The organism is Sphingosinithalassobacter sp. LHW66-3, from assembly GCF_050703275.1.
Classification (GTDB): Bacteria; Pseudomonadota; Alphaproteobacteria; order Sphingomonadales; family Sphingomonadaceae; genus Sphingomonas.
The window spans coordinates 2463024-2484012 of record NZ_CP193482.1 but is presented as its reverse complement, the minus strand read 5'-3'; the positions used below and the strand labels follow the sequence as shown (position 1 = coordinate 2484012).

The following is a 20989-nucleotide window of genomic DNA, read 5'->3' as shown; positions in this document are numbered from 1 at the left end:
GCTTAGTTGATGGCCGCGAACTCGGCCTCGGTCTTCGCCAGCATCTCGTCGGTGATCTGGCCGCCGGAATAGGGCTGGAGCTGCCGGAGCGACATGGATTTGAACATGTCGTAGGATTCATGAGTCGAAACGCCGGGGATGTTCGCGTCGAGCACTGCCTTCGCGCGCTCGTCGGCGACGATCTGTTCGACCGGCGTGTCGAGCGTGAACTGCGCCAGCGTATCGGCCGCAGGCGGGCTGGTGTTCGCATTCGCCGGAGCATCCTGCGCCACGGCGGGTGAGATCGTGGCGGCGAGCAGCAGTGCCGCCGAAATCATGAGCTTCATCGTCTGACCTTTCGTCGTGCCGGAACTTCCGGGCAAGGGTACACGCCACGTCGGAGCCGCTCGGCTGCCGCGCCCAAAGTCGCGCGCCGGCTCTTGTAGCGGCAAAGCTCGCTGCGCGCGAGACGGAACCCCGTGCTGCTCCATGCGCTTCTTCCACCTCACAGGTGGGAGACGCTACATGCTTCGTTGGGCAATCATCTTTCTCGTGATCGGTCTCGTACTCGCCGTTCTCGGCTTCGGCGGCATCGGCGGTGCATTCGTCGAGATCGCGAAAATCCTGTTCTTCATCGCGCTGGCGCTGTTTGTGATCTTCCTGATCCTCGGGCTGATCGCGGGCAAGAAAATGACCTGACCACGCGCAATAGCGCAAGATCGGCAATTGCGCCGCCGTCGCGCCGGGGTACAGATCAGGCTTCCTTATTGGAGTGGAAGCATGATCCGGATCTGGTGGGCGGCGGCGCTGCTGTTTTCGATCGTAGCGGGCTCCCCGGCACTTGCGCAGGCGACGCGAACGATGCCTCCGGACGGTGTTTCTCCGCCCGCCGAGATTGGCGCGCTCGCCTGGATCGCCGGCGAATGGGTGGGAGAAGGTCTCGGCGCGCCCGCCGTCGAAGTCTATTCGCGCCCGCGCGGCGGCCAGATCGCTGGCCATTTCCTGATGGAAGACGGCACAGGCGGCATCCGTTTCTACGAGCTGCTGCAAATCGCGAGCGAGGGCGGCTCGCTCGTCTACAGGCTGCGTCACTTCAATTCGGACCTGACGGGTTGGGAGGATGCCAGCGGAGAGGCCGAGCAGTTCCGGCTGGTCGCGATCGAGCCGGATGCGGCCTATTTCGATGGCCTGACCCTGGCCCGCGAGGGGGAAGACGGCCTAGTGGTGACGGTGCGCATCGCGCGCGAGGACGGAACCAGCTTCGAGGCGCCGTTCCGTTATCGCCGGGCCCGCGACTGAGCCCCCACAAGCGTAATCAGCCACAGATCCGGCGGAGCACCCATCCGCAGCGGCGGCCCGCTCGTACCGAGCCCGGCAGTCACGACGACCAAACGGTCGCCTTCGCGCCGCACGCCGCAGCGATAGCGCTCGCCATAGCGCGACACGCTCACCAGCGGCCCGATCAGCGGCGGCACGACCTGCCCGCAATGGGTGTGCCCGGCGAGCACCAACGCGACCTCAGGCGGCAGTTCGGGCGCGATGTCAGGCGAGTGACTGAGCACGACCTGCGGACCTTCGAACTCCGCCATCGCCGCCAGCGTCGCCGGAATATCATCGTGCCGAGTGAAATCGTCCCCCACTACGCCGAGAACGATCGGTCCCCGGCGGATCGCGCCATTTTCCACGACGGCCACCCCAGCGCGTTCCAGCTGCTCGCGCACCGCCGCAACCCCGGTCCAGTGATCGTGATTGCCCAGCGCGGCGACCGTGCCGAGCGGGGCATCCAGCCGTGCCAGCGACGCCGGCAGACCGGCGCCCAGCATCGCTGCGCTGCCGGGTTCGTGCCCGAAGATGAAGTCGCCGGCGATCACCACCAGATCCGGGTCCAGCGCATTGATCTGTGTGACGATCCGATCCAGCCGCGCGCCATCCATTGCCGGGCTGCCGAGATGAATGTCGGAGACGAGCACCAGCCGTAGCGGCGGTGCGCCCTCGGGCCAGTCGCGCAGGGCGATGCGCGCTTCGCGAACCACTGGACCGCTGCGCGCCTCGGTTAAAGCGAAAAGCAGAACCGCCACACCGAACCCGGCAAGGAGCAACACACCAAGCGTGACTCGCTTCACCATCGAACTGTCGCCCTCCCCCTGCGCGGAGCGGACGTAGCGAAAGCCGAGGGGTGCGCCCATCTAAATGCGATGCGTGCCTTCGCCGACCTGCTCGACAGCCTGATCTACACGCGCTCGCGCAATGCGAAGCTGCGGCACATCGCCGAGTATCTCAAAGCCACGCCCGATCCAGATCGCGGCTGGGCGATGGCGGCGCTTACCGGCGGGCTCGATCTGCCGGCGGTCAAACCCGCGCTGATCCGTGCGCTGATCGCGGAACGCTGCGATCCGGTGCTTTTCGCGATCAGCCGGGATTTCGTGGGGGACACGGCCGAGACCGTCGCCCTGCTGTGGCCGGGGCCGGTGCGCGGCGACGGGAGCGGCACGCCGCTGCCGCTCGGCGAAGCCGTGACGCGGCTGGCTTCGCTCGGCCGTGCGGAAGCTCCGGCGGTGCTCGCCGCGATGCTCGACCGGCTCGACGCCGACGAGCGGTTCGCGCTGCTGAAGCTCGCGACCGGGGCCTTGCGAGTCGGCGTTTCGGCGCGGCTCGCCAAGACCGCGCTCGCCCAGGCCTTCGGGCTCGACGTCGATGCCGTCGAGGAAGTGTGGCATGGGCTCGCGCCACCCTATGCGCCCCTGTTCGACTGGGCCGAGGGACGCGGCGCGCAGCCGACTGCCGAGCACCTGCCGGTGTTCCGCCCGTTCATGCTCGCACACCCCTTGGAAGAAGATAGGCTGTCGCTCGACGCCTATGCCGCCGAGTGGAAATGGGACGGCATTCGCGTCCAGCTCGTCCATGTCGATGGCGAAACCCGGCTCTACAGCCGCGCTGGCGACGATATCACCGCCAGCTTCCCGGAGGTCGCACAGGCCTTCGTGACGCCCGGCGTGCTCGACGGCGAGCTGCTGGTGAAGGGCGAGGCGCAGGGCGCCGCGACTCTCGGTGAAGGCGGCGGCGCGGCAAGCTTCAACGCGTTGCAGCAGCGGCTGGGGCGAAAGACGGTGCCGGCGAAGACGCTCGCTGAATTTCCCGCTTTCGTCCGCCTCTACGACATTCTCTTCGACGGCGCGGAGGATCTGCGCGAGCAGCCCTGGACCACGCGGCGGGCGCGGCTGGAGGCATTCGCCACGGCGCTCGATCCGGAGCGATTCGACGTCTCGGCACTCATCGAAGCATCCGATTTCGCCGCGCTGGAGAACATCCGCGCCGGCGCGCGCAGCGCTGCGATCGAGGGCGTGATGCTCAAGCGCCGCGACTCGCCTTACGTCGCGGGTCGTCGCGCGGGCCTGTGGTACAAATGGAAGCGCGATCCGCTGACCGCCGACTGTGTGCTGATGTATGCGCAGCGCGGTAGCGGCAAGCGATCGAGCTTCTACTCCGACTACACCTTCGGCGCCTGGGGTGAGGAGGGCGCGCTGCTGCCGGTCGGCAAGGCCTATTTCGGCTTCACCGACGAGGAGCTGAAGTGGCTCGACCGATTCGTGCGCAATCACACGCTGAACCGGTTCGGCCCCGTGCGCGAGGTCGAGAAGACACTTGTGCTCGAGGTGGCGTTCGATTCGATCCACGAATCGAAGCGGCACAAGTCGGGACTGGCGATGCGCTTTCCACGAATCGCGCGAATCCGCACCGACAAGCCGGCCGCCGAGGCGGAGACGCTGGCAGGATTGCGCCGGCTGGTGACGTGATGCCGCTCGCGCTGCGCGGCGGCGATGCTATTGCGAAACGATGAGACCAGCCGCCGATCATCGCTACCGCCGCTTGCCCCTGCTCGCCGCCGTGGGACTGGGGCCGGTCGCTGCGGCTCCCTTCATCGCCGTGCTGCTGCTCGCGCTGACCGGCGGTTCGCTTGTCGGGCTGCCGAGGCTGCTCGGCGTGTTCCTGCTGTGGGCGGTTCCGGCCGCGCTCGTTGTCGGCGGCCCGGTGGCGCTCTGGTGCCTGCGCGATTCGCGGGGTTCGCGCCTGCGCTGGGCGCTTGCGGGCGCCTTGGGGGGAAGTGTCGCTAGCGTCGTGCTGCTGGGTTGGCTCTTCGGCATCAGCCCCTTGGGAGACTATATCGCCGATCGCGCAGTGACGGGCGCGCTGCTTGCACTGCTCGTGATCGCGAGCGCCACCGCCTCCGCGCTGTGCTCGCACCTGATCGTGACGCTGATCGAGCGGCGAACACCGAGCTAAATCCACTTTCGGGAGCGCCCATGCAAAAAAGGGGCGGTTCCTTCGCAGAACCGCCCCTTTCTCGATTACCGCCGTTCGGCTCAGTCCTGCTTGGGCTGCAGGTTCACCGCGGCATATTTGCCGCGCCGATCCACTTCGAGCTCGAACTCGAGCCGGTCGCCTTCGTTGAGCGTCGGCATGCCCGCACGCTCGACCGCGCTGATGTGGACGAACGCATCGGGCTGGCCGTCATCGCGCTGGATGAAACCAAAGCCTTTCATCGCGTTGAAGAACTTGACCGTTCCGGTCGCCTTCTCGCCGGTCAGCTGCCGCTGGGGGCCGCCACGGGGCGCGCCGCCGAAGCCGCCGCCGGGCGGAGGACCGCGATCCTCGACCGGCATCGGTTCGCCGTCGATCTTGAGATCGGTCGCCGAGATGCGGCCACCGCGGTCGACCAGCGTGAAGCCGAGCGGCTGGCCTTCGGCAAGGCCGGTAAGGCCCGCCTGTTCGACCGCCGAGATGTGCACAAACACGTCCTCGCCGCCGTCATCGCGAACGATGAAGCCGAAGCCCTTCTGGCCATTGAAGAATTTGACGACGCCCGTGGCTTCGCCGACGACTTGGGGCGGCATGCCGCGACCACCGCCGCCGCCGCCACCGAAACCGCCGCCGCCGCCACGAAAGCCGCCGCCACCGCCGCCGAAACCGCCGCGATCGCCGAAGCCACCACCGCCGCCGCCGAAGCGATCGCCGCCTCCGAAGCCGCCGCGATCACCACGGTCGCCGAAGCCACCACCGAAACCGCCGTCGTCGCCGAAACTGTCGCGCTTGTCCCTGCCGCGCCCGCCGCGATCCCCGCGGCGCCCTCGATCAAAACTCATTGCCCTGTTCGTCTTCCCGGTTTCGTCCCTTGCACCAACAAAAACCCAAGCGCCGGACGAAAAACGCAGGTCTCCGAGCACCGAATCCAAAAGTGCCTTAGGAGTCCCCATAGCCCATTTTCGGACATGGCGCGAACGAATTCCGACTTGATTTAGGCAAGCCCCCGCTGCGTCAGGCGCTTGCACCACGCGCAGTCTCGCGGCAGAGGCGAATCATGGAAGGGATTCTCGAGCTGCTCGCCAGCCCGGCCGCATGGGCCGCGCTTGTCACACTCATCGTGATGGAGGTCGTGCTCGGCATCGACAACCTGATCTTCATCTCGATTCTTTCCAACAAGCTTCCCGAGAATCAGCGCGAAAAGGCGCGGAAGATCGGCATCGGCCTGGCGCTGGTGATGCGGCTTGCGCTGCTGACGATGATCGCCTGGATCGTCGGGCTGGTGGCGCCGGTCTTCGATCTCGGCATCACCGGGCCGCTGGGCGAACATGGCGAACCGGCGTTCGAAACGGCGTTCTCGTGGCGCGACCTGATCCTGATCGCCGGCGGCCTGTTCCTGGTGTGGAAGGCGACGAAGGAGATCCACCATTCGGTGGACGTCCACCAGAGCGACGACCTGCTCGACAAGAAGCAGGCGGTGGCGATGAACTTCGGCTCGGCGATCGTCCAGATCCTGCTGCTCGATATCGTCTTCTCGATCGATTCGATCCTCACCGCCGTCGGCATGACCGAGCATGTCGAGATCATGTATGTCGCGGTGATCGTGGCAGTGACGGTGATGCTGCTCGCGGCGACTCCGCTCGCCAATTTCATCAACGCCAATCCCACGGTGGTGATGCTGGCGCTCGGCTTCCTGCTGATGATCGGCATGGTGCTGATCGCCGAGGGCTTCGGCGCGCACATCCCCAAGGGCTATATCTACGCGGCGATGGCCTTCTCGGCCGGAGTCGAGATGCTCAACATCTGGTCGCGGCGGAGCAAGGAACGCAACGAAGCGGCTGCTGCGGCGGCGCGCGGCGAGGGAGCGCCGTCCGCCCCCCATTGAGGTGCGGAGCCATCCCGCCTATGCGCGCGGGATGGCAGTTCATTTCCACGAAGAAGACCTTCCCGAGGGCCTGTTCGCGCCCGGCGCCTCGATCGCGGTCGACACCGAGACGATGGGCCTCGTCACTCCTCGCGACCGGCTGTGCGTGGTGCAGCTTTCCGATGGCGGCGGCGACGAGCATCTCGTCCGTTTCGGTCCGCGCAGCCTGTACGACGCGCCCAATCTGCGGGCGTTGCTGAGCGATTCGGAACGGCTCAAGCTCTATCATTATGCCCGGTTCGATCTTGCCGCGATCCGCTTCTATCTCGGCGTGATGGCGGCGCCGGTATATTGCACCAAGACCGCGTCGCGGCTCGTGCGCACCTACACCGATCGTCACGGCCTGAAAGAGCTCGTGCGCGAGCTGCTCGGCCAGGAACTGTCGAAGGTGCAGCAGTCGTCCGACTGGGGCGGGCCCGAGCTCAGCGACGCGCAGCGCGACTATGCCGCGTCCGACGTGCGCCATCTCCATGCGCTCAAGACGGAACTCGACCGCCGGCTCGAGCGTGAAGGACGCATGCCCCTCGCCCAGGCCTGTTTCGACTTCCTGCCCAGCCGCGCCGAACTGGACCTCGCTGGCTGGCCGGATATCGACATCTTTGCGCATGTCTGAGAGTCGCCGCTTCCTCGCACGGACGCTTCATGTCTAGGGAAGCCCGCCGCCTACGCCGCAAGCGGCGCGCATGGGCGCATCCCGGCAGCAGCCATGATCGCGTGGTCAAGACGGCGCTCGTCGCATTGCCGGTCGGAATCGGCGTGCTCGGCGCCTTTCTGGTGATGGCGCCGCTCACCGTCGGCGGCGACGTGAGCTTCGTGCTCGACAAGAACAAGGTGGATGTCGCCGGCGAGCGGCTCCGAATCGAATCCGCGACGTACCGTGGCCAGGATGCGCGCGGCCGCGCCTTTGTGCTGACGGCAGGTTCGGCGATTCAGAAAAGCTCGCTGGAGCCGATCGTGCAGCTGCGCGATCTAGCAGCGCGCATCCGGCTCGAAGAGGGCGTGGCACAGCTCGTCGCCAATCGCGGCCGCTACGACATGGCGGAGGAGGAAGTCGCGATCGACGGGCCGCTGCGCTTCCGCACGAGCGACGGCTATAATCTCACCACCCATGATGCGACCGTGGACCTGCGCGAACGCACCATGGAAAGCGGCGGCGCCGTCACGGGCACCACGCCCCTCGGAACGTTCAGCGGCAACAAGATGACTGCCGATCTCCAGAACCGGACTGTCTCGCTTGAGGGCAATGCCCGCTTGCGGATTGTGCCGGCGCGCGCAAATAGGCAGTGATGACTCGGCTCCGCTCCCTGTTGCCGCTCGGCGTTGCGCTGGCGCTCGGCACTTCCGCCCCTGCCCAGGCACAGACTCGCCATGACTCAAACGCGCCGATCGATTTTGCCGCGCAGCATATCGAACTGCAGGATCGCGCCAATCGCGCGATCCTGACCGGCAACGTCAACATCCAGCAGGCGAATATGACGCTCACTGCGTCGCGACTTGTCGTTTCCTACACCGGCGAGATCGCGCAGGGCTCGCCGCAGGTGTCACGGCTCGACGCCACTGGCGGCGTCACCGTCCGTCGACCCGATCAGAGCGCGCGCGCGCAATATGCCGTTTATGATCTCGACCGCCGCATCATCACGCTAATCGGCGGGGTCACGTTGAACCAGAACGGCAACACGGTGCAGGGTGGCCGGCTGTCGATCAATCTGGACACGGGGCGGGCGACGATCGACGGCTCGGGCGTAGGCGGATCGACTCGCCAGGACGGAACGCAACGCGAGGGCGGCCGCGTGACGGGGCGCTTTTCGGTGCCGCAGCGCGACAGCCAGTAAGCGGCTTTTTCCGACGAGTCGCCGCACGGCCCCTTTTCATGGGCGCCTTAGTCATGCAGGACTCGTCCCCGCAGGGACATGCATGAACCCTGCCAATCGCCGTAGCCGAGAGGGCGACGGCGATCGGATCGCTGCAAGAGGCTTGATCATGAACGATGTCACCACTCTCGAGAAGCCCGTCGCCGATCCGGCGCCGGTGCCTGATCAGGGCCTGGCGGTCGTCTCGATCGCCAAGGCCTATGACAAGCGTACGGTGTTGACCGACGTATCGCTCTCGGTGGCGCGCGGCGAAGTGGTCGGGCTGCTCGGTCCGAACGGCGCGGGCAAGACGACCTGCTTCTATTCGGTGATGGGGCTGGTGAAGCCCGATTCGGGCCGGATCATGCTCGACAACGAGGACATCACGCCGCTGCCGATGTATCGGCGGGCGATCCTCGGCCTGGGCTATCTGCCGCAGGAAACCTCGATCTTCCGCGGCCTCACCGTCGAAAAGAACATTCTGGCGGTGCTCGAACTGGCCGAGCCGGACAAGGCGGCACGCAAGGAGCGGCTCGATCAGCTGCTCGACGAATTCGGGCTGACGCGGCTGCGCGATGCCCCGGCGATGGCGCTTTCGGGCGGCGAGCGGCGCCGCGCCGAGATCGCGCGCGCGCTGGCGGCCAATCCCAAGATCATGCTGCTCGACGAGCCGTTCGCCGGGATCGATCCGATTTCGATCTCGGACATCCGCGATCTCGTCATTCAGCTCAAGCAGCGCGACATCGGCGTATTGATTACCGACCACAATGTCCGCGAAACGCTCGACATCGTCGATCGCGCCTACATCATCTACGACGGGCGCGTGCTGTTCGCAGGCTCGCCGGCCGAGCTGGTGGCGGATGCGAACGTGCGCCGGCTGTATCTCGGCGAGGGGTTCTCGCTCTAGGCCATGGCGCGTTCCGCTCCCTCCGTTCGTGCCGGAATGACGGCTGCCGGAGCCGGTTCATGAGCCTCGCGCCACGCCTCGACCTGCGCCAGTCGCAGTCGCTGGTCATGACGCCGCAGCTCCAGCAGGCGATCAAGCTGCTGGCGCTCTCGAACCTGGAAATCGAAACGTTCATCGCCGAGGAGCTGGAGAAGAATCCGCTGCTCGATGCCGGCGGCGAGGAGCCGTCCGATGCGCCACTCGAACCGCCGGAGATCGAAACCGTCCGCGACGGACCGGCCGACGCCGGCGAACTGCTCAGGGACGGCGCCGGTTCGGGCGAGGCCGCGCTCGACGTCGATTTCGCGAGCGACACCTTCCACCACGACAGCGCGGCCGACGGGATCGGCGGGCTCGACGGAACGCTCGCTGCGACCGGCGCCGCCGGCACCGGATCCGAGGACGGCCCCGACTTCGAGAATTTCACGCAGAGCAGCGTTTCGCTCGCCGACCATCTGTCGGCCCAGGCGGGCACCGCGATCGCCGGCCCCGATCTCTTCATCGCGCAGCATCTGATCGATCAGATCGACGAGACGGGATATCTCACCATTCCGCTGCTCGACGTCGCGGACAGGCTGGGCGTGCCGCTCGCCCGAGTCGAGGCGGTGCTCGCGACGATCCAGACCTTTGATCCGACCGGAGTCGGCGCACGCAACCTCGCCGAATGCATCGCGCTCCAGGCGAAGGAGGCGGATCGCTACGATCCGGCGATGGCGCGGCTGATCGACAATCTCGATCTCGTCGCCAAGGGCGATCGCGCGCGGCTGAAGCGGATCTGCGGAGTCGACGACGAAGATCTGACCGACATGATCCGCGAACTGCGCGACTATGATCCCAAGCCCGGCTGCCGTTACGGCGGCGAGCCGGCCGCCGCCGTCGTCCCCGACATCTTCGTCGCCCGGCGCGGCGACGGCTGGGCAGTGGAGATCAATTCCGCCACGCTGCCGCGGCTGCTCGTCAACCGCGCCTATTATGTCGAGCTTTCAGGCGGCAAGCAGGACAAGGCCTCGAAGACCTGGCTTTCGGATTGCCTTGCCAGCGCGAATTGGCTGGTGAAGGCGCTCGATCAGCGCCAGCGCACGATCATCAAGGTGTCGAGCGAAATCGTGAAGCAGCAGGAAGCCTTCTTTTTGAAGGGTGTCGCGCATCTGAAGCCATTGACGCTGCGCCAGGTGGCCGAAGCGATCGAAATGCACGAATCGACCGTCAGCCGAGTCACGTCGAACAAATATCTGAGCTGCGCCCGCGGCCTGTTCGAACTCAAATATTTCTTCACCAGCGCGATTCAGTCGGCCGATGGCGGCGACGCCGTCTCCGCCGAAGCAGTGAAGAGCGCGATCAAGGCGCTGATCGCCGCCGAAGATCCCAAGAAGATTCTCTCGGACGACACGCTGGTCGATCTGCTGCGCGAGAAGGGGTTCGATATCGCCCGCCGCACAGTCGCCAAATACCGCGAGTCGCTGGGCATCGGCAGCTCGGTGCAGCGTCGGCGGCAGAAGGCGCTCGAGGCGACCGATTGACGCTAAGCACCCGCATTCGTTAGCGAATTGTCAGGAGCTGCGGCGATAGGCGTTGGCCTATGAGCGCGCATTTCGAAATAGATGTCGATGTTCCCCGCAGCCTGGTGCGCATCGTGATGGCTGGGTTTTTCGAGCCGGCCGATCTCGCCCGCTTCGTCGAGGCCAGGCGCGCAGCGCATGCGCGGCTGCTATGCGGGCGCAACCAGCATCTCACGATGAACGACCTGCGCGGAATGAAGATACAGTCGCAGGAGATGGTCGATGCGTTTCGCGCGATGCTCGCCGATCCTGCCTATCGCTCGCGGCGACTCGCCTTCGTGACGGGGCCGACGCTGGCGCGAATGCAGCTGGAGCGCGCCGTGCACGGCCGCAGCGACGTCGCTTGCTTCTCGACCCCTGACGCGGCCCAGGCGTGGCTGTTTGCCGATTCGGCAGGGCTCCAGCGCGCCGGCTGAGCGCCTGCGCTTCGCCTACCGTCGAAATTCGGCTCCTCCACACGAAAATCCCGCCGCAACGGTTTCCTCGCGGCTGGAGGCGAGTCTAAGCAGCGCCATGCGCGCTGCCGACCGAATTCGCCGTCGCCTACGGGTTCTCTGGCGCCGCCGTGCGCAGCGGCACGCGACCGCGCAGCTGTCGCTGGTGCGGCGGCGCATTGCCACCGTCGTCGGCGCCGTCCTGCTCGGCCTCGTTGCGCTCGCCTTCGCCGCGGTCAGCGATGGCGCGCACGAACTGTTCGTTGCCCTTGTCGCGCGGTGGCCGCTCGCGCCGCTGTTCGTCACTCCGGGGGTATTCGGCCTGGTGGTATGGGTCACCCGGCGCTGGGCGCCGGATGCCGCGGGATCGGGCATTCCCCAGGTGATCGCCGCCGGACGCAGCAAGAATTCCGCAGTTGCGCTGCACCTCGTCTCGCTCGCCACCGCCGCCAAGAAGCTGGTGCTGACGGTGGTGATGCTGCTCGTCGGCGGATCGGTGGGACGCGAGGGCCCGACGGTGCAGGTGAGCGCCGGTATCATGGTCGCGATGCATCGCATGCTGCGCGTGCCGATCACCGCCGGCGTATTGATCGCCGGAGGCGCGGCCGGCGTCGCCGCCGCGTTCAACACGCCGCTCGCGGGGGTCGCCTTCGCGATCGAGGAACTCGCCGCCGCCTATGAGCAGCGAGTCGCGGTGCTGGTGATGGGCGCGGTGATGATCGCCGGCCTGGTCAGCTTGGGAGTGGCCGGCGATTACGTCTATTTCGGCGCGATGCACGCCACGCTGCCGCTGGCGACCGTGTTGCTCCTGGCTCCGCTGGCCGGGGTGCTCGGCGGGCTCGCGGGCGGCGCGTTCAGCCGCATCGTTCTGCGCGCCACCGCGCCGGGGAGCGCGCTGCTGCGGCCGATCCGCGCTCGGCCCGCGCTGTTCGCCGTGGGCTGCGGCCTCGTCGTGGCGGTGCTGGGCATCGTCACTTCGGGTGCCACCTGGGGCACCGGCTATGCCGCCACGCGCGCGCTCGTCGAGGGCGGCGAGCAATCGTTGTGGTTCGGCCCGGCCAAGCTCGTCGCGACGCTTGCCACCACGCTGAGCGGAGCCCCGGGAGGCATTTTCGCACCGTCGCTTGCGATCGGCGCCGGGCTGGGCAATCTCCTCAAGACGCTTTTCCCCGGCGAACCCGCAGGCGCGGTCGTGCTGCTCGGCATGACCGCCTATTTCGTCGGGGTGATCCGTGCGCCGTTCACGGCGGTTATCATCATCAGCGAAATCACCGCCAGCCGCGGAATGATCCTGCCGATGTTCGCTACCGCGCTGATCGCCGATTTCGTCAGTGCGCAAGTGTCGCGCGAGCGGCTCTACTCGGGCCTCGCCCGCCGCTTCCTCGACACGCCGGCACCCGCCGCCGCTGCGCCGCCCGGCTAATCGTCCTCGTCCTCATAGCCGACGAGATCGAGCGCCCGCGCCTTTATCTGACGCTGGCGGCACCAATGGAGGAGCGCATCCTCGCGGCCGTGCGTAACCCACAGCTCGCGCGGAGCGACTTCGCGGATCGTCCGGGTCAGCTCGTCCCAATCGGCGTGATCGGACAGGATGATCGGCAGCTCCACATTCCGCTGCCGCGCCCGCTGGCGCACGCGCATCCAGCCGCTCGCCATTGCGGTGATCGGATCGGGCAGCCGCCGCGACCAGCGATCGTTGAGCGCGCCGGGCGGGCAGAGGATGATCCGGCCCTGCAATTCCGCTTTCGGCACGCCCGTCGCCGGCCGCAGCTCGCCCAGCGCGATGCCGTGCTCGACGTACAAGTCGCACAGCCGCTGCAAGGCGCCATGGATATAGATCGGATCGTCAAAGCCCATCACGCGCAGTTCGGCGATCAGCCGCTGCGCCTTGCCCAGCGCATAGGCGCCGATCACCACGCAGCGTTCAGGCTCGGCGCGGAGCCGCGCCAGCAGCTTGTCGAGCTCGTCATGCGTCTCGGGATGCCGGAAAACCGGCAGCGCGAAAGTCGCTTCGGTGATGAAGACGTCGCACGGCACCGGCTCGAACGGCGCACAGGTGGGATCCTCGCGCCGCTTATAGTCTCCCGACACGACGATCCGCTCGCCGCCGTGATCGAGCACGATCTGCGCCGAGCCGAGCACATGGCCGGCAGGCACGAAGCCGATCTCGACGGCGCCAAGTCGCATCGACTCGCCATAGGCGACCGGCCGGCCCGTCTGCGGCCCGTAGCGCGCCTCCATGATCGCGAGCGTCTCGGCAGTCGCCCAAACCTCGCCATGGCCCCCGCGCGCGTGATCTGCGTGGCCGTGCGTCACCAGCGCGCGCGCCACCGGCCGCGACGGATCGACCCAGGCGTCGGCGGCGGAAATATAGAGCCCGTGCGGATGCGGCTCGATCCAGCGTCCCAGTCCCATGGAGGGCGATATGGCGACGCAGTGCCCGGCGTCCAATGGGATCGAATTGCGCACCGCACACGTTGACGAAACGAACCGCTGAAACTGAATTCGAGGTGCACCGATGATTGATCTTGGAAGCCAATGGGCCTTGCTCACGATCCTCGGCCCGATCGTGCTGGCCGCGGCCATCATCTGGGCCATCCTCCACAATCGCAGCTCGCGTCGTCAGCGCGAGCGGACCGAAGACGCGACGCACCGCATGTATGACGAGCAGAATCGCGAGGATCAGCTGCGCGAGGAGCGGAGCTGATTTCGCCCTTCGCGTGGGGCTGAGCTTGCCGAACGAGGGGCGCCTTCCCTACCTTTCGCCTGCGTGATCGACAGAGCCAGAACAGGGCCGGCCCGGAGCAGCGGCCGGTGACCCCTCCCGAACCATCCCTCCCCGAATCGCTGCGCGGCTGGTTCGGGGAGCGCGGCTGGGCGCCTCGCCGCCACCAGCTGGAGATGCTCGCCGCCGCGCGAGCACGCAGCCATGCGCTACTCGTCGCCCCCACCGGCGCGGGAAAGACGCTCGCGGGGTTCCTGCCCAGCCTGGCCGAGCTGATCGACGCGCCGACCGACCGGCTCCACACGCTCTACATCTCGCCATTGAAGGCGCTCGCCACCGACGTGCAGCGCAACCTGCTCACGCCGGTCGCGGAGATGGGGCTCGACATTCGCGTCGAAACGCGCAGCGGTGACACGCCGCACGACCGCAAGGTGCGCCAGCGCGTCCGCCCGCCGCAGATTTTGCTCACCACGCCCGAAAGCCTCAGCTTGCTGCTGAGCTATGAGGACAGTTTCCTGCTGTTCTCCGATCTGAAAACAGTGGTGATCGACGAGGTCCACGCCTTCGCCACCGGCAAGCGCGGCGACCTGCTGTCGCTCTGCCTCGCGCGGTTGCAGACGATTTCGCCCGGGCTGCGCCGGGTCGCGCTGTCCGCCACCGTCGCCGATCCGGACGGCTATCGCGCGTGGCTCGCGCCGGATGGCGACATAGACGCGGTCGCGCTGGTGCAGGGCGAGAAGGGCGCCGATCCCGACATCGCGATCCTGCTGCCCGAGGACCGCGTGCCCTGGTCGGGCCACTCCGGCCGCTACGCCGCCAAACAGGTGATGGCGGAAATCGAGACGCACAAGACGACGATCGTCTTCTGCAACACGCGCGGGCTCGCCGAACTCATCTTCCAGGATCTCTGGAAAGTGAACGATCTGTCGCTGCCGATCGCGGTCCATCACGGCAGCCTCAGCATCGAGGCGAGGCGGCGCGCGGAGGCGGCGATGGCCGACGGGCGGCTGCGCGCGCTGGTCGCCACTGCCAGCCTCGACCTCGGCGTCGATTGGGGCGACGTCGACTGCGTGATCCAGATGGGCGCGCCCAAGGGCAGCTCGCGGCTGCTCCAGCGCATCGGCCGCGCCAACCACCGGCTCGACGAGCCCAGCGAGGCAGTGCTCGTCCCCGGCAACCGCTTCGAATATCTTGAGGCGCGCGCCGCGCTCGACGCGGTCGAACAGGGCGAGCTCGACACCGACATATTCCGCCCCGGCGCGCTCGACGTGCTCGCGCAGCACATCATGGCGCTCGCCTGCGCGCGCCCGTTCGACGCCGCCGAACTGCTCGGCGAGGTGCAATCCGCGCTACCCTATTCGGCGCTGACGCCCGAGGAGTTCGAGCGCGTGCTGAACTTCATCGCCGACGGCGGCTATGCGCTGCGGGCCTATGACAAGTTCAAGCGCCTTACGCATGGCCCCGACGGCCTCTGGCGAGTCGCGCATCCGAAGTTCGTCGCGCAGCATCGCCTCAACGCCGGGATCATCGTCGAAGCGCCGATGCTCACCGTCCGCTTCAAGAATGGTCGCAGCCTCGGCAAGGTGGAGGAAGGCTTCGCCGCCAGCCTGTCCCCGGGCGATACCTTCTTCTTCGCGGGTGTCGCGCTGGAAACGATCGGAGTGAAGGACACCGACCTGATCGTGCGCGCCACCGCGAAACAGGCGCGCGTGCCCAGCTACATGGGGCTGCGCCTGCCCATGTCGACGAACCTCGCCAATCGCGTCCGCCATTTCCTTGCCGAGCCGGGCGAATGGGCGCGCCTCCCCGGCGACGTGCGCGAGTGGCTCGAGGTGCAGGCGCGCCGTTCCGCGCTCCCCCGCCCCGGCCAGCTGCTCGTCGAGACCTTCCCGCACGAGGGGCGGCACCATCTCGTCGCCTACAGCTTCGAAGGCTGGAACGCGCACCAGTCGCTCGGCATGCTGGTGACGCGGCGGATGGAGGCGCAGGGGCTCAAGCCCATCGGCTTCGTCGCCAACGACTATGCGCTCGCGGTCTATGGCCTGGAGAAGATCGACGACCCGGCGAGCCTCTTCTCGTCCGACATCCTCGAGCACGAGTTCGTCGACTGGGTGCAGGGGTCGGCGCTGCTCAAGCGCGCGTTTCGCGAGGTGGCGATCATCGGCGGGCTCGTCGAGCGCCAGCATCCCGGCAAGAAGAAGACCGGGCGGCAGGTCACTTTCTCGACCGACCTCATCTACGACGTGTTGCGCAAATACGAGCCCGACCACCTCCTGCTGAAAGCCGCCTGGGAGGACGCGCGCGCGCGCATGACCGACGTCGGCCGACTCGCCGACCTGCTCGACCGCGCCGCCGACACGATGCTCCACATCGACCTGGAGCGAGTCAGCCCGCTCGCGGTGCCGGTGCTGGTGATGATCGGCCGCGAGCGCATCGTCCAGGGCAGCGCCGACGACGAGCTGCTGATCGAGGCCGAGGCGCTGGCGGCGGAGGCGATGCGCGAGGATTGAGGCTTCTTCAGTCGAGGTCGGTGTTCTCTCCGTCTTCGTCGTCTTCGAGCCCCAGCGCCGAGGGAAGCTCCCAAACGAACTGGCGGACTTCCGCTTCCCGATAGCTTTCGGACACCTTGCGGAAGCCTTCCGACAGACTAGCAAGGTCCTCGGGGCCAAGCATTTGCAGATCGCCTGCCATCTGCTCAAGCACCTGAACCGCCCAGTCTTCGTCCATCTGCTCCCCAGTAGAGAAATCTATGGCGATAGCCAAGTTCGCTAGGGCGTTCACCACTTCAAGAGGCACCATGCTTGACCACCTTTACCTCTATGTTTTCTATCCCAAGTTTCTCAAAAAACTTTAAAGTGACTCTTCGCTGGGCTCATTCGGCACCTCCCAACGTGCCTCAAAGGGTGAAAACATCGTCATCGTCATCCGGTGGCGGCGGATAAAGGATCGGCCTGTGCCCAAAATGGCGGGCAACGACTCGATCCCTTCGAACGAACTCGTCTTCCTCCGGGTCGATTTCGTCCGGATAAGTGAAGGATGCATCGAAATGACCGTCGCGGATCACATACTCGATTTCTGCCCATCTCGGCTCAGTGGACTGCGACTCCCATAGCGCGCGCAGCGCGTCACAAAGCGCGTTCATATCCCGATCGCGATACAAGATATGGTTTCCGAGATTCTTGAAGATCGACAGTGCGACGACGTTTCGCTCGATCCGAGCGTACAACAGCGTATTGTCGAGCGGATAGTCGCTGTCTCTGGCCAGCACCTCACCTATACGATTGAGCCAGTGTTCATCTGCCTCGTTCGACATCGCTTTTCCTTCCAGCCTCGTTGGGGAGATCCAAAAATTCGCTCGATCCATTGATCCAGAAGCGGACGTTCAAGCTCGTTGGACGTTCTGATTGCCCGCCGAAGACCGGGACGATCGCCACGCGAACATTGCTCCCGCTCTGCATTGCCTTCGCCCATCGGTTTTCGAGCGCAAGATAGCTGCTGCGATTGAAGTTGGCATCTTGCGCGAAATGGTTGAACGCGTCGGTAGGCCCATCGAACCTGCGGGCGATGTAATGACCTCCCTGATCGCTTGTTCGCCGATCGCCTCCCCCGGCGTTCAGCTGAACCTTCTTGTCTCGCTTTTGCTCCTGATTCAGCCTCAGTTGTCCGGTCACGCGCCGCATCCGATCGAGCGCGTCAATCTCAAACAAGTAACCGTTGCGGCTGACTTTCCTTCTGGTCTCGTCCTCGCTCGCTCGTCCTGACTCTGGTAGAATGCTGGTGACGGCAGTATTCTGACGCGGCGCGGCCGGTTTGCCGGTGATATCCTCCTCGAAGAGCGGGGTCTTCACCCTCTCCGTCGAAGGCACCCACCTGCCAGTTGCCTCCAGCACCAAAACTCCCGCCGCCCCCAGTAAAGATCTCGGAGGTTTGGGGTAGATTCGATCCAATCCGATCCTTCGGACTGGCACTGGCTTGCTTGCTAGCAGGAGCTGCGCGCTTGATTTGCGAAAGCGCCGCCAAGTACAAGCGATAGCGCGCCTCAACCGCTTCAGAATATTCTGGATCTCCGCCATGCAACGCCAGTTCTTTGGCTCGCCACGCGCCAGCTTCCGCAACGCTGCGTATCGGTGGCTTGTCGGGATCGTCGACATACTGGACACGCCACCCGGCAGCCCGATCGTCGACACCATCCTGCGATCGGCCGCCGCGGCCATAGTATCGCCCATGACCGGCAAAGGTGAACCTGCCGTTCTCAGGATCGTGCCAGGGATTGAACATGAGTTCGAGCCCGCCACGCCCGCCCGGACTCGGCAACCATCCCGTCCGCAGCCACACGGAAAATGCCTGTTGTCGCAGCTCCGAAGATATCTGCATGCATCACCCCCGACTCGTGAGGGCGAGAACATTTGAGCAACATTTTCCTACAAGTCAAACACCGTTTTGGCTCCGATACGGAGCAATCTCGGCGTCAAACCGCCTCCGGCCCCGCATCTCCCAGCAGATGGCTGCACAGCTGCGCCTCAGGCGTGTCCTCAGCCGTCAGCGCCGCCACCGTCACCCAACCTTCCGCCCGCAGCGCGCGACCGCGCTCGGGGTCGGTACCATAGGGCAGGAACAGCCGCCGCCGCGTGCGCGTGCCCAGCCCCGCGTCGAGCACCGGATCGGCGTAGAGCGAAAAGCCCACCGCGGGCTCTTCCGCGCCGGTTTCGTGCATGACCATATACGTGCCGCCGCGGCCGATCTCGCCGCGCACGCCGCGCGCGAAGATCGAAAAGCCGAGCCAGCTCTGATATTCGAAGCCATGCCGCTCGGTCGGGTCGAGCGTCAGCGCGACATCGCCTTCGACGCTCGCGGCGATCGCCGCCAGCCCGTCGATCCGGCTCGCCAGCGCATTGCCCGCGTCGATCCCGCGCAGCCGCTCCAGCGCGGCGTCGAACGGCCCCGCCGCCGCGATCAGCGGCAAGTAGCGGGCGTCGATCTCGGCCACGCCCGCGGCGTCCTTGCCGTCCAGCCGGTCGCGCAACCGCGCCAGCGCCTCGGGCGCGAGCGCATCGCCCGCCAGCGTGTCGACCAGATCGGGCAGCGTGAAATCGATCGCGATCCCCTCGATCCCCGCCGCCTGCAGCGCCTCCACCGCGACGCGCACGATCTCGGTCGCCGCCGCCACGCTGTCGAGCCCGATCAGCTCGGCCCCCAGCTGGCGCATCGCGCGCTCGGGACGCAGCTCGCTGGCGCGCAGCTTGAGCACGGGGCCGGCATAGGACAGGCGCACCGGGCGCGGGTGGTGCGCCATCCGCGTCGCGGCGATACGGCCGATCTGCGCGGTGATGTCGGGGCGGATCGCCAGCGTGCGTTGCGAGACCGGATCGACGAAGCGCACCGCCTGCTCCATCCCGCCTGCCTTCAGTCGCGATCCCAGCGCTTCGGCGAATTCGGCGAGCGGCGGATCGACGCGCTCATAGCCGTAAGCGCGCGCAGTGCGCAGCACATGGTGCTCCAGCGCATCGGCCGTATCGGCCTGCGGCGGCAGGCGATCGTGGAATCCTTCGGGTAGCAGTCCGGTCATGCCGCTGCGCTAAAGGATGCATAGTGCTGCGACAAGCGGCAGGCGGAGCGGCAGAGCCACCCCGCCTCACCGCATCTCAGAACCGCAGCGACATCGCCGTCTTCACGCCGGGAAGCTCGCGGAGCCGCGATACCAGCTCGGGCGTCACCGTCGTGTCGACCGACAGCAGCAGCACCGCCTCGCCGCCAGCCTCGCGGCGGCCGAGATGGAAGGTGCCGATGTTCACCCCCGCTTCGCCGAGCGTGGTGCCGAGCCGGCCGATGAATCCCGGCGCGTCCTCGTTCACGATGTAGAGCATGTCGCCCGCCAGATCGGCCTCGACCTTGATCCCGAACAGCTCGACCAGCCGCGGCGCCGAATCGCCGAACAACGTGCCCGCCACCGACTTGTCGCCCTCGTCGGTGCCGACCGTCACGCGCACCAGCGTGTGATAGTCGCCCTCGCGATCATGGCGCACTTCGCGCACGTCCAGCCCGCGTTCGCGCGCGAGGAAGGGCGCGTTGACCATGTTCACCGTGTCCGAATGCACCCGCATCAGCCCGGCGAGCACCGCGCCGGTGATCGGCTTCTGGTTCAACTCGGCGGCATGGCCCTCGGTCTCGATCGCGATCTCGTCGAGCGCGCCATGGGCGAGCTGGCCGACGAGCGAGCCGAGCTTTTCGGCCAGCGCCATATAGGGCTTCAGGCGCGGCGCTTCCTCGGCCGAGAGCGACGGCATGTTGAGCGCATTGGTGACGCCGCCCGAAACCAGATAATCCGCCATCTGCTCGGCCACCTGAATCGCCACATTCACCTGAGCCTCGCTGGTGGAGGCGCCGAGGTGCGGCGTCGAGATGAAGTTCGCCGTGCCGAACAGCGGATGCTCCTTGGCGGGCTCGGTGACGAACACGTCGAGCGCGGCGCCGGCGATATGGCCGCTGTCGAGCAGCTCCTTCAGCGCCGCCTCGTCGATCAGCCCGCCGCGCGCACAGTTGACGATGCGCACACCCTTCTTCGTCTTCCGGAGGTTTTCGGCGGAAAGGATGTTGCGCGTCTGATCGGTCAGCGGCGTGTGCAGCGTGATGAAATCGGCACGGCCGAGCAGCGTATCGAGATCGACCTTCTCGACACCCATCTCCACTGCGCGCTCGGGAGTAAGGAACGGATCATAGGCGATCACCTTCATCCGCAGCCCCAGCGCGCGATCGGCGACGATCGAGCCGATGTTGCCCGCGCCGATCAGGCCGAGCGTCTTGGACGTGACTTCCACGCCCATGAACCGGTTCTTCTCCCACTTGCCCGCCTGGGTCGAGGCATCGGCCTCGGGCAGCTGGCGGGCGAGCGCGAACATGAGGGCGATCGCATGTTCGGCGGTAGTGATCGAATTGCCGAACGGCGTGTTCATCACGACCACGCCCTGCGCCGAAGCCGCGGGGATATCGACATTGTCGACGCCGATGCCGGCGCGGCCGATCACCTTCAGATTGGTCGCGGCTTGGAGGATGTCTTTGGTCACCTTGGTTGAGCTGCGGATCGCAAGCCCATCATACTGTCCGATGATCGCCTTCAGCTCGTCGGGGGTCTTGCCGGTGATTTCGTCCACTTCGACTCCGCGTGCGCGGAAGATCTCGGCGGCCTTGGGATCCATTTTGTCGGAAATCAGAACCTTGGGCATCGTTATCCCTTTCGTCGCCCCTGCGCAGGCAGGGGCCTATCGCTGTTGAGTGC

At 66.4% G+C, this 20989-nt stretch carries 24 protein-coding genes; 15 read left to right on the top strand and 9 right to left on the bottom strand.

From position 1 onward, the window contains the following. Positions 1–2: 2 nt before the first annotated feature. Complete coding sequence (locus ACQ450_RS12220) at positions 3–326, bottom strand: hypothetical protein (RefSeq protein ID WP_188053965.1); 324 nt, start codon at positions 324–326, stop codon at positions 3–5. 178 nt (positions 327–504) lie between these two features. Between ACQ450_RS12220 and ACQ450_RS12215 the strand changes: the two genes are divergently transcribed. Both ACQ450_RS12215 and ACQ450_RS12210 read left to right on the top strand, forming a co-directional pair. Further along, positions 505–678 (top strand): DUF1328 domain-containing protein, encoded by a 174-nt coding sequence (locus ACQ450_RS12215; protein ID WP_188053964.1) that lies wholly within the window; start codon positions 505–507, stop codon positions 676–678. Positions 679–759: 81 nt separating this feature from the next. Continuing rightward, complete coding sequence (locus ACQ450_RS12210) at positions 760–1278, top strand: DUF6265 family protein (RefSeq protein ID WP_431469457.1); 519 nt, start codon at positions 760–762, stop codon at positions 1276–1278. On the opposite strand, the gene ACQ450_RS12205 is transcribed toward ACQ450_RS12210, so the two are convergent. Beyond that, the gene (locus ACQ450_RS12205; protein ID WP_431469456.1) at positions 1257–2165 is read right to left on the bottom strand and encodes a metallophosphoesterase; all 909 of its coding nucleotides are present in this window, start codon (positions 2163–2165) and stop codon (positions 1257–1259) included. The two genes, ACQ450_RS12210 and ACQ450_RS12205, sit on opposite strands and share 22 nt — an antisense overlap. Before the next feature lie 9 nt (positions 2166–2174). Here ACQ450_RS12205 and ACQ450_RS12200 point away from each other — a divergent pair, with 9 nt between their 5' ends. Then, positions 2175–3773 carry a cisplatin damage response ATP-dependent DNA ligase gene (locus ACQ450_RS12200; RefSeq protein ID WP_431469455.1) on the top strand — a complete coding sequence of 533 codons (1599 nt, stop codon included), beginning with the start codon at positions 2175–2177 and terminating at the stop codon, positions 3771–3773. A gap of 40 nt (positions 3774–3813) precedes the next feature. Beyond that, complete coding sequence (locus tag ACQ450_RS12195; RefSeq protein WP_431469454.1) at positions 3814–4260, top strand: hypothetical protein; 447 nt, start codon at positions 3814–3816, stop codon at positions 4258–4260. An 80-nt stretch (positions 4261–4340) separates the two neighbouring features. Here ACQ450_RS12195 and ACQ450_RS12190 read toward each other — a convergent pair whose 3' ends face one another. Further along, the gene (locus tag ACQ450_RS12190) at positions 4341–5120 is read right to left on the bottom strand and encodes a cold-shock protein (protein WP_188053960.1); all 780 of its coding nucleotides are present in this window, start codon (positions 5118–5120) and stop codon (positions 4341–4343) included. A gap of 215 nt (positions 5121–5335) precedes the next feature. Between ACQ450_RS12190 and ACQ450_RS12185 the strand changes: the two genes are divergently transcribed. The 8 genes from ACQ450_RS12185 to ACQ450_RS12150 all read left to right on the top strand — a co-directional run bounded on the left by ACQ450_RS12185 (position 5336) and on the right by ACQ450_RS12150 (position 12414). Continuing rightward, positions 5336–6163, top strand: coding sequence for a TerC family protein (locus ACQ450_RS12185; protein WP_431469453.1), 828 nt, complete (start codon positions 5336–5338; stop codon positions 6161–6163). 31 nt (positions 6164–6194) lie between these two features. Beyond that, positions 6195–6815 carry a ribonuclease D gene (locus ACQ450_RS12180; protein ID WP_188053958.1) on the top strand — a complete coding sequence of 207 codons (621 nt, stop codon included), beginning with the start codon at positions 6195–6197 and terminating at the stop codon, positions 6813–6815. A 29-nt stretch (positions 6816–6844) separates the two neighbouring features. After that, positions 6845–7489: an LPS export ABC transporter periplasmic protein LptC gene (gene lptC, locus ACQ450_RS12175; RefSeq protein WP_431469452.1), complete on the top strand. Its 645-nt coding sequence runs from the start codon at positions 6845–6847 to the stop codon at positions 7487–7489. Beyond that, positions 7489–8034, top strand: a complete 546-nt coding sequence (locus tag ACQ450_RS12170) for an LptA/OstA family protein (protein ID WP_431469451.1) — start codon at positions 7489–7491, stop codon at positions 8032–8034. The genes lptC and ACQ450_RS12170 overlap by 1 nt, the downstream gene beginning before the upstream one ends. A gap of 148 nt (positions 8035–8182) precedes the next feature. Beyond that, positions 8183–8959 carry an LPS export ABC transporter ATP-binding protein gene (gene lptB, locus ACQ450_RS12165; protein ID WP_188053955.1) on the top strand — a complete coding sequence of 259 codons (777 nt, stop codon included), beginning with the start codon at positions 8183–8185 and terminating at the stop codon, positions 8957–8959. Positions 8960–9018: 59 nt separating this feature from the next. Next, a complete protein-coding gene (rpoN, locus tag ACQ450_RS12160; protein ID WP_431469450.1) occupies positions 9019–10518 on the top strand; it encodes an RNA polymerase factor sigma-54 in 1500 nt (499 codons plus the stop codon). A gap of 59 nt (positions 10519–10577) precedes the next feature. Further along, entirely contained in the window at positions 10578–10973 is a 396-nt protein-coding gene (locus ACQ450_RS12155) for an STAS/SEC14 domain-containing protein (protein ID WP_431469449.1), read from the top strand. Between the two features lie 97 nt (positions 10974–11070). Next, positions 11071–12414: a chloride channel protein gene (locus ACQ450_RS12150; RefSeq protein ID WP_431469448.1), complete on the top strand. Its 1344-nt coding sequence runs from the start codon at positions 11071–11073 to the stop codon at positions 12412–12414. Here ACQ450_RS12150 and ACQ450_RS12145 read toward each other — a convergent pair. Next, positions 12411–13406: a ligase-associated DNA damage response exonuclease gene (locus ACQ450_RS12145; protein WP_431469447.1), complete on the bottom strand. Its 996-nt coding sequence runs from the start codon at positions 13404–13406 to the stop codon at positions 12411–12413. The genes ACQ450_RS12150 and ACQ450_RS12145 overlap by 4 nt on opposite strands. Before the next feature lie 103 nt (positions 13407–13509). Between ACQ450_RS12145 and ACQ450_RS12140 the strand changes: the two genes are divergently transcribed. Next, complete coding sequence (locus tag ACQ450_RS12140; protein ID WP_188053950.1) at positions 13510–13698, top strand: hypothetical protein; 189 nt, start codon at positions 13510–13512, stop codon at positions 13696–13698. Positions 13699–13892: 194 nt separating this feature from the next. After that, positions 13893–16226, top strand: a complete 2334-nt coding sequence (locus ACQ450_RS12135) for a ligase-associated DNA damage response DEXH box helicase (RefSeq protein ID WP_431471222.1) — start codon at positions 13893–13895, stop codon at positions 16224–16226. A gap of 7 nt (positions 16227–16233) precedes the next feature. On the opposite strand, the gene ACQ450_RS12130 is transcribed toward ACQ450_RS12135, so the two are convergent. The 3 genes from ACQ450_RS12130 to ACQ450_RS12120 form a co-directional block, all read right to left on the bottom strand. Next, complete coding sequence (locus tag ACQ450_RS12130; RefSeq protein ID WP_431469446.1) at positions 16234–16515, bottom strand: hypothetical protein; 282 nt, start codon at positions 16513–16515, stop codon at positions 16234–16236. A 97-nt stretch (positions 16516–16612) separates the two neighbouring features. Beyond that, on the bottom strand, positions 16613–17029 hold the full coding sequence (locus ACQ450_RS12125) for a hypothetical protein (RefSeq protein WP_431469445.1): 417 nt from the start codon (positions 17027–17029) through the stop codon (positions 16613–16615). Next, positions 17010–17564, bottom strand: coding sequence for a DNA/RNA non-specific endonuclease (locus tag ACQ450_RS12120; protein ID WP_431469444.1), 555 nt, complete (start codon positions 17562–17564; stop codon positions 17010–17012). The genes ACQ450_RS12125 and ACQ450_RS12120 overlap by 20 nt, the downstream gene beginning before the upstream one ends. Positions 17565–17787: 223 nt before the next feature. Here ACQ450_RS12120 and ACQ450_RS12115 point away from each other — a divergent pair, with 223 nt between their 5' ends. Beyond that, a complete protein-coding gene (locus ACQ450_RS12115; RefSeq protein WP_431469443.1) occupies positions 17788–18126 on the top strand; it encodes a hypothetical protein in 339 nt (112 codons plus the stop codon). A 58-nt stretch (positions 18127–18184) separates the two neighbouring features. On the opposite strand, the gene ACQ450_RS12110 is transcribed toward ACQ450_RS12115, so the two are convergent. Continuing rightward, entirely contained in the window at positions 18185–19282 is a 1098-nt protein-coding gene (locus ACQ450_RS12110) for an ATP phosphoribosyltransferase regulatory subunit (protein ID WP_431469442.1), read from the bottom strand. A gap of 76 nt (positions 19283–19358) precedes the next feature. Next, positions 19359–20936 (bottom strand): phosphoglycerate dehydrogenase, encoded by a 1578-nt coding sequence (gene serA, locus ACQ450_RS12105; RefSeq protein ID WP_431469441.1) that lies wholly within the window; start codon positions 20934–20936, stop codon positions 19359–19361. Between the last annotated feature and the right edge of the window lie 53 nt (positions 20937–20989).